We start from the raw sequence: 13,772 nt of genomic DNA on the forward strand, positions 1-13,772 counted from the left end.
TGCTTTTTTGCGTGTGGCAAGAAAAATGTAAGCTCTGTGTCAGAGCCTATTATGAAGGATAAAAAAACAGTGCCAGATGTGAAATGGGGTACGCTAACCGTTACTACTTATTTAAGTGTGAGATAGAATACAAACCTCGGGTTTCATCCGTTTTACGCTTGATCTCTTCCAAGGCTTTTGCTTCACTCGCCTCAAATAAAGCATTGATCAGACGGTCGAAGTGATTGTGCATCGCCGTTCTTGCCGCTGAAGCGTCACGTTTGGCTATGGCATCATAAATAGCAGTATGTTCTTTGATGCGCTGCGCTATACCCTTCGAACATACATCCTGATAAGCGGCAACGACTTGCGGCTCATTCCGTCTGACTTTCCAAAGGTTGTTAATGGACAGGACAATGGCATTGTTACGTGTTGCGCTAGAAATGATCTCGTGGAATCGTTGATCGGCTTCATCAGCCTTATCCAAAGTTTCTGAAGATGACATATCATCCAGTGCCTGCTTGAGCGCTGCAAGCTCGGTGTCGCGGATTTTAACTGCGGCTAACGCTGCTGCTTCTCCCTCTACTAATGCCCGAGCCTGGGTGAGCTCGAATGCGCTGATAGATTCAAGTGAAGGAGCTGAGCCAGCAGAATCAGTGACATATACGCCTGAACCTGTTTTTACTTCTACTCTGTCTCTAACTTCTAGCGCGATAATCGCTTCGCGTATGGTCGGACGGCTAACATGATAAATCTCAACCAGCTCTCTTTCAGCAGGCAGGCGGCTTCCTGCAGGGTAAACGCCTTTGTCGATCAACGCTTCTAACTTTTCAACAACTGTCCAGAAACGTCTGCGTTTCTTCATGATGGGTATCCCTTTAGGTCTTGCCATTGGTCATACAGGTACTAACGACGATTATACCTAGAACCTATAGAAATTCTCAAAATTCCGGCATCTTATTCAGCTATGATAACTCTCAAAATTAGAAAGTTCTAATTGGTTTTGCTAAACGCTATGGTCTTGTTTAAATCGGTTTTAGCTTTTGGGAGCGCTGCCAAGAAAACAGTTGGCTACTGCTTTGTGATTCTAACAGTTGCAGCGCAATTCTGATGTCGGCAGTGTAATACAGTGACGCGAAGCCAAGCCGATTGCGGCCGAGGTTATGAAATACCATACCAAAAGCAATATCACCGGCACTGAAGTCTTGATGATGTTCGGCAAAATAGGTCGCCGGTTTACTAAGTTCTTCATCGATAAGCAGCGATCTTACTCTGCCTGGGCCACCGTGATAAGCCTGGATCAGCAGCAGCCGATAAACCTGTTCCCGTTTTTCTTCTGGCAAGTGGCCGAAGCGGGCTATGAATACAGGATGCAACATACGATGGTTACGTTCAAATAACCATAGCGCGCAATCGACCTGAGCGATGCGATGTAACTGCTTATTTTGGGGAACGCCGCAGTCTTTTAATACTTGTGGGGTCAGTTGTAGAATACCTCTAGCATTGGCTTTTGAATGGGCCTCGCGCACGCCACCACTTTCGATAATCAACATACCGGCCAGATCGGCTAGCAGATCTTCTGGCAGGCTAATACGCTTTTGCTGCGCGCGACGGGCATACACCAAGCGTAGGGTGTCATGCAGTGAAGCTTGGTTTTTAGGGGTTCCTACTTTTATACCATCCCAGTTGCCAGACAGCCGACCTTCCGGATGCTTGCCCAGGTAACGCGCAATGGCCAACGATAAATCGACATAAGGTTGGTGGCAACGAATCGCGAAAGGATAGCCAAGGGTCTGGTTATTACCTTCCACCCAGGCATGCACTCGTCCTTGTTGTGCCATACCCTGACGAGTTTGATTCAGAATTAACTGGGTTTGCGGTGAGTCTGAGGCATCTTCAATAAATTCCAGAAAGTTGCCGCGCATATCAAATAGCAAATGACGATTGCGCTCGGTACAGTGTCCTGATCGCGTCAGGATCCAGCGCCTAACGTTCATTACGTTGTCATACACTCCTTGGCTCTCGGCATAAGGCTTGCTGCGCACAACGTCAGTCCAGTTCTGGTAAGGTTGCACGAGTGGTTGCCCCAGAGCGCTTGCGGGCAATAGGCATCCAAATAGTATAGCGGCGGTAACGGGCCAGTAGCTGCTAGGTCGCATGGAACCCATATTTTCTCCGGTGTTGCAAAAGCTGATGCAACGGTTGTTAGCTGAGGTTCAATAGCCAGAACGATTAGTACCAGCAACAGTGGGCACTTTACTAAGCACTGTTGCTGACACTGAGTATAATCTACTGCGCCTTTAATTAAACACTAATTAGAGGTTGTGACCTGTAAGCTCACCGTACTGTATTTTGACCATTTGCCTGTCATCCTAGAGGCAAATGGCAGCGCAGAGCGTTCAACTTGATTCAATAAATACTGCTGGTAGCTTTCATCATCACCATAACGGATCACTGAGGCAGCAATGGTGCTGCTTATATTATCATCAAGTTTATTCTCTATGCCGTAATCTGCAGGTACTATTTCGTCAGGATAAAAGCCCTGCAATGGGCCAATAAAGCTTTGGAAAAAACGTGTGCCATCCGTAAGCGTGGTTTGTGCATAAAGATAAAAAGTATTAAAGCCCTGTATTGAACCTAAGTTGTAACTGTTGTTGTTCGATTGCAAGTCGCGGAATAAAAAGTTTTCTAAAGCCGACATGGCATCGGTGTTTGGGATATTCAGAATGACTGAGCCCGATAGAGGTGTGTTGAGGTTTTGGCGCTGTGAAGACGTTCTAAAAACATTGCCGCCATCAACAACATCAAATTGGCTTTGAGAAGCTCTTAACGTAACAAAAGTAACACCATCAAGCTGATTAAATACATAGGCTTCATTACTATTTGAACGAGATCTCGCCGTCGATGCTCCTGTTTCAGTGTAATGTATCTCTAACAGTGAGGCATTGCTACTATTGATACTGATGGGTAAGGCCGCAGCACTCTGGTTTAGGAGTAATTCAACATCATTGTTTACGTTATATTGTCTGATGCTGCCGGCAATGGCATCAGGCGTGCCATTATTGGCAAAGGCCGTAAGTAAAGGCCAACTGCCATTTGTTGCTCGGCATAAGCCCACTTGCTCAAACATCACCTCGTTATTAGACAGTAGCGTTTTGCGTTGTTCTGGCGAGCTAAAACCCGTTAGCTGAACAGATGACGTATTAAGCGTACCGACAGACGAGGTTACCCGCACATTAGTGCTTTGGCATTCACAGCCTTGCTGAGTTTTGCCCGGGATCAGAATTGTGCCCAGATTGACAACGGGATGCTGAGCATACGAACTGACGACAAACTCGGCATTGCTGCCGGTACTAAAAGTAATAAGACTGATATTGGCGTTACTAGCACCGGTAATAGAGGCAGAGATTTTGCCTGTAGCGTCAGCTTTATGGCGGCTTAATACTTTCCAGTTTTGATCATGCACGAGCAGTTCAGCATTGGAGGAGCTGCTCGTTGTACCACACATCGTTTCTTGTATCACATTTGCTTGAAAAGTTAATGTTGAATTACCTGAGCCATTGCCATTACCCGATGGCACATCAGGACTGGAGCTACTTCCTCCACCGCATGCGCTTAGCAAACAGCCTGTAATTAAGCCCGCTATAATTTTTGTTTTGAGCATATCTCACTCCTTGATTTAGTTTTTATGGCTTCTGAGCAAGCAGAATGACTCTTATATTATCTCGCCATTTAAGATTTGAGTATTTTTTTATCGCACTTAGCATAATAAAGCGAGGCGTGATCTTACGCCGTCAGTTTGGAGTAACCGGCTTGCTATTTAACTTACCTGCGAATTGAGTGCGAACGTCCCTAAAGGCGATGAGTGTCGGGCCTTGGCAAGAATTGATGGCGCTTTGTTGTGAACACATTCTCTAAAGTTAAACACTAAAACATTATGGTTTTTTTAATAGCAAACAATATGTTTGTTCATTGTCGGTTGAAAAGACAATACGCCAACTTAAACCTAAAATGGGTACTTGAGTTGGCTAAATGTATAGTACTCTTAATGTACTATGTTAAAAGGACAGTAATTAAAGGGGGCAACGATGCGACTGAAATTAAGTATTGTATTGCTAGGTATGTTTTTTACCGTGTCTGCGGTTGCGAATTGCAGTTTTCGGTTGCAAGACGGTAAGTTATTGCGCTGCGGTATGGCAAGCATTGAGGTACTTGAGCGACTTGGTCAGCCTCTGTTGAAAGAGCAACTTACCGTAGGTGTCAGTACTAATAACGTTGAGCGCGGCAAATCAGTTGAGATCTGGTCTTATAAAACCAAAGCCGATGTCGGCGGCGAGTTTTTATTATCGATAGAGCTAACCGATGGTAAGGTGACAACCATTAATCGCCAGCAGCAGGGGCGTTTATAAGCTGAATTGTTGCTGCGTTTTTTTAGGTGGTCGCGGTCTATTTCGGCTGAGCTTGCAGCATTAGCAATGTCGGAGATGCCATATTTCGATTTGCTATATGTAATCGTTTTAAATTATTTTTTGTTATATGAGAAAACCGTTATGGTGTCTGCCTTTTATAGTCTGGGTAGGTAGTAACCATGAAAAAACGTTTAGTAGTGAGTGTAGTAACGGCCAGTATTTTTCTGAGTTCTCCCGCTTTTGCAACCAATGGCTATTTTACCCACGGTTATGGCATGACGCATAAAGGTATGGCGGGTGCGGGGGTGGCGGTATCAGAAGAGCTGATGTCTGCAGCGAATAACCCGGCTAACTTGCAGGTAAAAGGGAGCGAGTTGTCAGTAGGGTTAGAGTTATTTGCCCCCGATCGCAACTATGCGGTGGCGGAGGTTAACGAGTTCTTTCCTGGCGCTTTTTACTTACAAGGTCCGGGTAAGCGAAGCGCAAAAACGTTATTTGCTATCCCCGAGTTTGCTTTTGGCCAGCAACTAAACGATCAAGTGAATGTGGGGATATTAATTTATGCTAACGGCGGTATGAATACGGAATACCAAGCCGACGCTATGCCCGAAGGCACTTTTTATGCGGGCACGACGGGAGTGGATTTAAAGCAATTATTTGTTAGCCCCACCTTAAGTTATCAGTGGACCGAGCAATTACGCGTAGGTGTGGCGCCGGTGCTGGTTGTTCAGCAGTTTTCAGCGCAAGGACTGGCGAGTTTTGCACCGTTTTCTCAAGCACCCACTTCGTTGTCAGATAATGGCTCCGATTTCAGTAGCGGTATTGGCTTGCAATTAGGTTTAACCTATTTAGTGTCGGATGCCTTCAGTGTCGGAGCCAGTTATCGTTCTGCGGTCAGCATGGGCGAGTTCGATCAATATGCGGGTTTGTTTGCCGAGCAGGGCGATTTTGATTTACCCAGCGCCTTACAAGTCGGTTTGGCGTGGCAAATTAATCGGTCGCATCAATTATTGTTAGATCTGCAGCATATCAATTACGGCGAAGTGAGCAGTGTAGCAAACCCAATCGGTAATATTATGTCAGCTCCTTTGGGGGCGTCGAATGGTGCAGGCTTTGGTTGGCAAGATATGACGGTATATAAAGTGGGTTATCAGTGGCAGCGAACCGAGCAGCAAAAGATCCGGTTTGGTGTTTCTTACGGTGAGCAACCTATTCCATCATCGCAGGTGTTATTCAACATTTTAGCGCCCGGGGTACAGGAATGGCATTTCACTACCGGGTTAAGCCAGTCGTTAACGGCTAATGTACAGATGAATCTAACAGCGTTTTACTCACCCACTAAAACGGTTACTGGGGCAAATTTTTTAGCGCCAAATCAACAACTAAGCATTGCTATGCAACAGCGTGGCGTAGGGGCATCAGTAGTTTGGGCATTTTAGATTTTACCCGTGTTTAGTTGCACTCTTGTTATTGTGTTAACCCAACTTATCGAATAAAAAAACAGGCGCTTAAAGCGCCTGTTTTATCTGGGTTAACAACAGTCAGGTTTAGCCATCAATTTTTAAATGACCACTACTAATCAAGCTATCAATAATGGCTTGCGTATCATTACCAAAGCTACTCAAGTCAACGTTTTCAAGTGTGATTTTTTGCGTTACGTTGCCACTGCCAGTATGTTTAATATCTATCGTGGTATGACCATCGACAGTAGTAAAACTGAGGTAATTAGTAATGTTGTCGCTATTTTCACCTTGAAGTAAGTCACGTAAATCTATGACATCACCTTGTGCTGTGCTGAAATCTTTAATGACATCAACAGCCGCTTTACCGCTACTTGATTGATCGCCAAGTTGCCAAGCGAATACGTCAGCCCCTTCTCCACCGATAAGCGTATCGTCACCAGCACCACCAAACAGTACATCGTTGCCGCTGCCTGCATTAATGGTGTCATTGCCTTGTCCGCCATAGATCACATCATTGCCTGCACCCGCGTTGATCACGTCATCGCCACCGTAAGCATTAATTAGATCACCCTGATCAGTACCAATAATGGTTTGCGAAGCATCATTGCCGCTGGTAACCGTATTGGTCGTTTGCGACAGGTCGATAATTAGCGTATCGGATACTGCAGTAGTAGAAGTGCCATCAGTTGTGGTCGCCGTAACGGTTAAGTTAAGCTGGCCAACAAAATCAACTGGGGTTAGTAAGCTTAAACCTTCCAATTGTTCTTGGGTTAGGGTCCAGCTACCGTCAGCATTTTTTATACCCGCGGTGAGCAGGGCGTTGCTGGGTATACCGGTGATAGTGATTAACATGCTTTCACTGGCATCAGTAAGTGCGGCATTAATCGTTAAATCAACCATATCGCCATAAGTAACGCCATTCACTGTGATTGTGCTTGACGATAAGTTAAGTTGTGAATCTTTACCGCTATCTCTACCGTTGAGAATAACCCAGTCAAATTTATAATCACCATCTTGCGTTGCGGTAAAGTTAAAGGTGCCATTACCATTAACGCCTGCGCCCAAGAACTCTGATGAAGTAATAATTTGCGTGGTTTTGCTACCATCAGGTGCGGTAACAATAACTAACAAAAAGTCGCTGAAGCCTTGTAGAATTTCACTTGTGATGTTTTCACCATTGATGAAATTCCAGTTAAAGCCAACCGACATGCCGCTATTTAAGCTAACCGTGCTCGACGTGTAGTTACCGTCGATGGCATTGGTGTTGCCTGAAACATTAAGAGCACCTGAAGGTGGGTTGAAGCCATCTAAGAAGCCACTGCTTAAACCAAGAGCTTGTTCAATAGAGGCTTGGCTTAAGCCAGATCCTATCAAGAGGCCGTTCGAGCCAGTAGTAATAGAGGTTGCGCCGACCTTAGTTGAAACGGCATCACCGACTTGCAGAATTGCTGCGTCTGCTACTCCTGCCAAAGTAATGTTTAATGCAGCAGTAGATGAACCCCCTTGTCCATCTGTTAGGGTATAGGTTACAGAAGGCAGTGAACCACTCCAATTTGCTACAGGAGTGAAGGTAAAGTTACCTTCAGCGTCTAAGGTTAATTTACCTTGGTTTTCAATAATCACTTCTGCGCCGGCTAGATAAGTTTGCCCATTTATCACAAAGCTTTGTACGGTTAGGGTATTGCCATCTACATCGACGTCATTGGTGAGCACATTACCTGTAATAACGTCATCTTCGTTACCGTTAACCACGTTATTAATCGCGACTGGCGCATTGTTAATACTGGCAGTGTCGCCACTACCTTCATTACCAACGAGATCCGTGTAACTGCCATTTGCCACAGTAAATGAAATAGGTGCAGTGCCACTTGCCACGAAGGTGGCTGTCCATACATTCGGATTAGTTGGATCTTGTTTTAATCCGGACAGCACGCCACCGGTCACGGCAATATCAGTCAGATCAAAGCCTGCGATTTCCTCATTAAAGGTAAACGTGATCGTTGCAGATTGGCCACTCTCAAGTGTTGCTTGATCAGAAGTGATATCAACACTTGGCGGTGTGAGATCTAAAGCGACAATCGCGTTATCAATTAATGAGTTACCGTTGTTATCCACTGCCGTCGCATCAATGGTCAATGGGCCATCGGCTAAGGCGCTGACATCGACATCGGCTAACTGGTAACTACCATCGGCCAGCACGGTGGCTTGGGCGATGACCGTTTTACCATTTTGATCGGTGATGGTGATGTTAATCACCGTGCCTTCAGCGACATCGGTAGTGGTACCCGATAAATCGAGTGTGCCATCGGTGTTATCGATTGTCGCAGCGATATCCAATGAACCGGCAATGGCGTCTAGTGTGGCTGATGTGTCGGCCGCGAGAGGGTTGCCGTTGTTATCGACTGCCGTTGCCTCAATGGTTAATGGGCCATCCGCTAACGCGCTGATATCGACATCGGCTAACTGATAACTGCCATCGGCCAGCACGGTGGCTTGGGTAATAACCGTTTTACCATTTTGATCGGTGATGGTGATGTTAATCAGCGTACCTTCAGCGACGTCGGTGGTAGTACCCGATAAATCGAGTGTGCCATCGGTGTTATCGACGGTCGCGGCAATATCCAGGCTGCCTTCGATGGCATCCAATGTGGCATTGGTATCGGCAGTGAGTGGGTTGCCGTTGTTATCGACAGCCGTGGCAGCAATGGTCAATGGGCCATCCGCTAACGCGCTGACATCCACATTGGCTAACTGATAGCTGCCATCGGCCAGCACGGTGGCTTGGGTAATAACCGTTTGACCGTTTTGATCGGTGATGGTGATGTTAATGACCGTACCTTCGGCAACATCCGTGGTGGTGCCGCTGAGGTCAAGCGTACCATCGGTGTTATCGACGGTCGCGGCAATATCCAGGCTGCCTTCGATGGCATCCAATGTGGCATTGGTATCGGCAGTGACTGAGTTACCGTTGTTATCGACAGCAGTGGCAGCAATGGTTAATGGGCCATCCGCTAACGCGCTGATATCGACATCGGCTAACTGATAACTGCCATCGGCCAGCACGGTGGCTTGGGTAATAACCGTTTGACCATTTTGATCGGTGATGGTGATGTTAATCACCGTACCTTCGGCAACATCCGTGGTGGTGCCGCTGAGGTCAAGCGTACCGTCGGTATTATCGACGCTCGCAGCGATATCTAATGAGCCGGCAACCGCATCGAGTGTGGCTGAGGTATCAGCGGCCAATGGGTTACCGTTGTTGTCCACCGCAGTGGCAGCAATGGTTAATGGGCCATCCGCTAACGCGCTGACATCGACATCGGCTAACTGATAGCTGCCATCGGCCAGCACGGTGGCTTGGGTAATAACCGTTTGACCATTTTGATCGGTGATGGTGATGTTAATCACGGTGCCTTCGGCAACGTCCGTGGTGGTGCCGCTGAGGTCAAGCGTACCATCGGTATTATCGACGGTCGCAGCGATATCCAATGAACCGGCAATGGCGTCTAGTGTGGCTGAGGTATCAGCGGCCAATGGGTTGCCGTTGTTGTCCACCGCAGTGGCCTCAATGGTTAATGGGCCATCCGCTAACGCGCTGACATCGACACCTTCTAACTGGTAACTGCCATCGGCCAGCACGGTGGCTTGGGTAATAACCGTTTGACCATTTTGATCGGTGATGGTGATGTTAATCAGCGTGCCTTCAGCGACATCGGTAGTGGTACCCGATAAATCGAGTGTACCATCGGTATTATCGACGGTCGCAGCGATATCCAATGAACCGGCAATGGCGTCTAGTGTGGCTGAGGTATCGGCAGTGAGTGGGTTACCGTTGTTATCCACCGCCGTGGCAGCAATGGTCAATGGACCATCCGCTAACGCGCTGACGTCGACACCTTCTAACTGGTAACTGCCATTGGCCAGCACGGTGGCTTGGGTAATGACCGTTTGACCGTTTTGATCGGTGATGGTGATGTTAATCACCGTACCTTCGGCAACATCCGTGGTGGTTCCGGATAAATCGATGGTGCCATCCGTATTGTCAACCGAGGCCGCAATATCCAGTGTACCGGCAACCGCATCGAGTGTGACTGCAGTATCCGCATCAAGGGCGTTACCGTTGTTATCCACCGCCGTGGCAGCAATGGTCAATGGGCCATCCGCTAACGCGCTGATATCGACATCGGCTAACTGATAGCTGCCATCGGCCAGCACGGTGGCTTGGGTAATGACCGTTTGACCATTTTGATCGGTGATGGTGATGTTAATCACCGTGCCTTCAGCGACATCGGTGGTAGTACCCGATAAATCGAGTGTGCCATCGGTGTTATCGACGGTCGCAGCAATATCCAGGCTGCCTTCGATGGCATCCAATGTGGCATTGGTATCGGCAGTGAGTGGGTTGCCGTTGTTATCGACAGCCGTGGCAGCAATGGTCAATGGGCCATCGGCTAACGCGCTGACATCGACACCTTCTAACTGGTAACTGCCATCGGCCAGTACCGTGGCTTGGGTAATAACCGTTTTACCATTTTGATCGGTGATGGTGATGTTAATCACGGTACCTTCAGCGACATCGGTAGTGGTACCCGATAAATCGAGTGTGCCATCGGTGTTATCGACGGTCGCGGCAATATCCAGGCTGCCTTCGATGGCATCCAATGTGGCATTGGTATCGGCAGTGAGTGGGTTGCCGTTGTTATCGACTGCTGTGGCCTCAATGGTTAATGGGCCATCCGCTAACGCGCTGATATCGATATCGGCTAACTGATAGCTGCCATCGGCCAGCACGGTGGCTTGGGCGATGACCGTTTGACCGTTTTGATCGGTGATGGTGATGTTAATCACCGTACCTTCGGCAACATCCGTGGTGGTGCCGCTGAGGTCAAGCGTACCGTCGGTATTATCGATTGTCGCAGCGATATCCAATGAACCGGCAATGGCGTCTAGTGTGGCTGATGTGTCGGCCGCGAGAGGGTTGCCGTTGTTATCGACAGCCGTGGCAGCAATGGTCAATGGGCCATCGGCTAAGGCGCTGACATCGACATCGGCTAACTGGTAACTACCATCGGCCAGCACGGTGGCTTGGGCGATGACCGTTTTACCATTTTGATCGGTGATGGTGATGTTAATCAGCGTGCCTTCAGCGACGTCGGTGGTAGTACCCGATAAATCGAGTGTGCCATCGGTGTTATCGACGGTCGCAGCAATATCCAGGCTGCCTTCGATGGCATCCAATGTGGCATTGGTATCGGCAGTGAGTGGGTTGCCGTTGTTATCGACAGCCGTGGCAGCAATGGTCAATGGGCCATCGGCTAACGCGCTGATATCGACATCGGCTAACTGATAACTGCCATCGGCCAGCACGGTGGCTTGGGTAATAACCGTTTTACCATTTTGATCGGTGATGGTGATGTTAATCACCGTACCTTCGGCAACATCCGTGGTGGTGCCCGATAAATCGAGTGTGCCATCCGTATTGTCAACCGTCGCGGCGATATCCAGGCTGCCTTCGATGGCATCCAATGTAGCATTAGTATCTGCCGCGAGTGGGTTACCGTTGTTATCTACTGCCGTGGCAGCAATGGTTAATGGGCCATCCGCTAACGCGCTGATATCGACACCTTCTAACTGGTAACTGCCATCGGCCAGCACGGTGGCTTGGGTAATAACCGTTTTACCATTTTGATCGGTGATGGTGATGTTAATCAGCGTACCTTCAGCGACGTCGGTGGTAGTACCCGATAAATCGAGTGTGCCATCGGTGTTATTTACGGTGGCGGCAATGTCGAGTGAGCCCGCTATGGCGTCTAATGTGGCTGATGTGTCGGCCGCGAGTGGGTTACCGTTATTATCGACTGCCGTGGCCTCAATGGTTAATGGGCCATCGGCTAAGGTACTGACATCGACACCTTCTAACTGGTAACTACCATCGGCCAGCACGGTGGCTTGGGTAATGACCGTTTGACCATTTTGATCGGTGATGGTGATGTTAATCAGCGTACCTTCGGCAACATCCGTGGTGGTGCCGCTGAGGTCAAGCGTACCGTCGGTATTATCGATTGTCGCAGCGATATCTAATGAGCCGGCAACCGCATCAAGTGTGGCTGAGGTATCAGCGGCCAATGGATTGCCGTTGTTATCCACCGCAGTGGCAGCAATGGTTAATGGGCCATCCGCTAACGCGCTGACATCGACATCGGCTAACTGGTAACTGCCATCGGCCAGCACGGTGGCTTGGGTAATAACCGTTTGACCATTTTGATCGGTGATGGTGATGTTAATCACCGTGCCTTCAGCGACATCGGTAGTGGTACCCGATAAATCGAGTGTGCCATCGGTGTTATTTACGGTGGCGGCAATGTCGAGTGAGCCCGCTATGGCGTCTAATGTGGCTGATGTGTCGGCCGCTAGTGGATTACCGTTATTATCGACCGCCGTGGCCTCAATGGTTAATGGGCCATCGGCTAACGCGCTGATATCGACATCGGCTAACTGATAACTGCCATCGGCCAGCACGGTGGCTTGGGTAATAATCGTTTGACCATTTTGATCGGTGATGGTGATGTTAATCACCGTGCCTTCAGCGACATCGGTAGTGGTACCCGATAAATCGAGTGTACCATCGGTGTTATTTACGGTGGCGGCAATGTCGAGTGAGCCCGCTATGGCGTCTAATGTGGCTGATGTGTCGGCCGCTAATGGGTTACCGTTGTTGTCCACTGCCGTGGCCTCAATGGTTAATGGGCCATCCGCTAACGCGCTGACATCCACATCGGCTAACTGATAGCTGCCATCGGCCAGCACGGTGGCTTGGGTAATGACCGTTTGACCGTTTTGATCGGTGATGGTGATGTTAATCAGCGTGCCTTCGGCAACATCCGTGGTGGTGCCGCTGAGGTCAAGCGTACCGTCGGTATTATCGATTGTCGCAGCGATATCCAATGAACCGGCAATGGCGTCTAGTGTGGCTGAGGTATCAGCGGCCAATGGATTGCCGTTGTTGTCCACCGCAGTGGCCTCAATGGTTAATGGGCCATCGGCTAACGCGCTGACATCGACACCTTCTAACTGGTAACTGCCATCGGCCAGCAAGGTGGCTTGGGCGATGACCGTTTTACCATTTTGATCGGTGATGGTGATGTTAATCACCGTGCCTTCAGCGACATCGGTAGTGGTGCCGCTGAGGTCAAGCGTACCATCGGTGTTATCGATTGTCGCAGCGATATCCAATGAGCCGGCAATGGCATCCAATGTGGCATTGGTATCGGCAGTGAGTGGGTTGCCGTTGTTGTCCACTGCCGTGGCAGCAATGGTCAATGGGCCATCGGCTAACGCGCTGACATCCACATTGGCTAACTGATAGCTGCCATCGGCCAGCACGGTGGCTTGGGTAATAACCGTTTGACCATTTTGATCGGTGATGGTGATGTTAATCAGCGTACCTTCAGCGACGTCGGTGGTAGTACCCGATAAATCGAGTGTGCCATCGGTGTTATCGACGGTCGCGGCAATATCCAGGCTGCCTTCTATGGCATCCAATGTAGCATTAGTATCTGCCGCGAGTGGGTTACCGTTGTTATCTACTGCCGTGGCAGCAATGGTTAATGGGCCATCGGCTAACGCGCTGACATCGACACCTTCTAACTGGTAACTGCCATCGGCCAGCACGGTGGCTTGGGTAATAACCGTTTGACCATTTTGATCGGTGATGGTGATGTTAATCACCGTGCCTTCAGCGACATCGGTAGTGGTACCCGATAAATCGAGTGTGCCATCGGTGTTATCGACGGTCGCAGCAATATCCAGGCTGCCTTCGATGGCATCCAATGTGGCATTGGTATCGGCAGTGAGTGGGTTACCGTTGTTATCCACTGCCGTGGCCTCAATGGTTAATGGGCCATCCGCTAACGCGCTGACA

6 protein-coding genes are annotated in these 13,772 nt (G+C 48.8%); 2 read left to right on the forward strand and 4 right to left on the reverse strand.

What is annotated here, in order from left to right:
• Nucleotides 1-103: 103 nt before the first annotated feature.
• From L1N97_RS15975 to L1N97_RS15985, 3 genes are all read right to left on the reverse strand, one after another.
• Nucleotides 104-844, reverse strand: a complete 741-nt coding sequence (locus tag L1N97_RS15975; protein ID WP_236130488.1) for a FadR/GntR family transcriptional regulator — start codon at nucleotides 842-844, stop codon at nucleotides 104-106.
• A 160-nt stretch (nucleotides 845-1,004) separates the two neighbouring features.
• The gene (locus tag L1N97_RS15980; protein WP_236130489.1) at nucleotides 1,005-2,084 is read right to left on the reverse strand and encodes a transglycosylase SLT domain-containing protein; all 1,080 of its coding nucleotides are present in this window, start codon (nucleotides 2,082-2,084) and stop codon (nucleotides 1,005-1,007) included.
• Nucleotides 2,085-2,290: 206 nt separating this feature from the next.
• Nucleotides 2,291-3,643, reverse strand: coding sequence for a hypothetical protein (locus L1N97_RS15985; RefSeq protein ID WP_236130490.1), 1,353 nt, complete (start codon nucleotides 3,641-3,643; stop codon nucleotides 2,291-2,293).
• A 424-nt stretch (nucleotides 3,644-4,067) separates the two neighbouring features.
• Between L1N97_RS15985 and L1N97_RS15990 the strand changes: the two genes are divergently transcribed.
• Nucleotides 4,068-4,388 (forward strand): DUF2845 domain-containing protein, encoded by a 321-nt coding sequence (locus L1N97_RS15990; protein WP_236130491.1) that lies wholly within the window; start codon nucleotides 4,068-4,070, stop codon nucleotides 4,386-4,388.
• Between the two features lie 179 nt (nucleotides 4,389-4,567).
• A complete protein-coding gene (locus tag L1N97_RS15995) occupies nucleotides 4,568-5,827 on the forward strand; it encodes an OmpP1/FadL family transporter (protein ID WP_236130492.1) in 1,260 nt (419 codons plus the stop codon).
• Nucleotides 5,828-5,935: 108 nt separating this feature from the next.
• Here the strand turns inward: L1N97_RS15995 and L1N97_RS16000 are convergent, their stop codons facing one another.
• Entirely contained in the window at nucleotides 5,936-13,726 is a 7,791-nt protein-coding gene (locus L1N97_RS16000) for a type I secretion C-terminal target domain-containing protein (protein WP_236130493.1), read from the reverse strand.
• Between the last annotated feature and the right edge of the window lie 46 nt (nucleotides 13,727-13,772).

It is taken from the genome of Rheinheimera sp. UJ63, assembly GCF_021568285.1.
Taxonomy (GTDB): domain Bacteria; phylum Pseudomonadota; class Gammaproteobacteria; order Enterobacterales; family Alteromonadaceae; genus Alishewanella; species Alishewanella maricola.

Excerpts from the sequence above, each read along its gene's own strand:
- L1N97_RS15975 (WP_236130488.1), bottom strand. The coding sequence starts at position 844 with ATGAAGAAACGCAGACGTTTCTGGACAGTTGTTGAAAAGTTAGAAGCG.
- L1N97_RS15985 (WP_236130490.1), bottom strand. The coding sequence starts at position 3,643 with ATGCTCAAAACAAAAATTATAGCGGGCTTAATTACAGGCTGTTTGCTA.
- L1N97_RS15990 (WP_236130491.1), top strand. The coding sequence starts at position 4,068 with ATGCGACTGAAATTAAGTATTGTATTGCTAGGTATGTTTTTTACCGTG.
- L1N97_RS15995 (WP_236130492.1), top strand. The coding sequence starts at position 4,568 with ATGAAAAAACGTTTAGTAGTGAGTGTAGTAACGGCCAGTATTTTTCTG.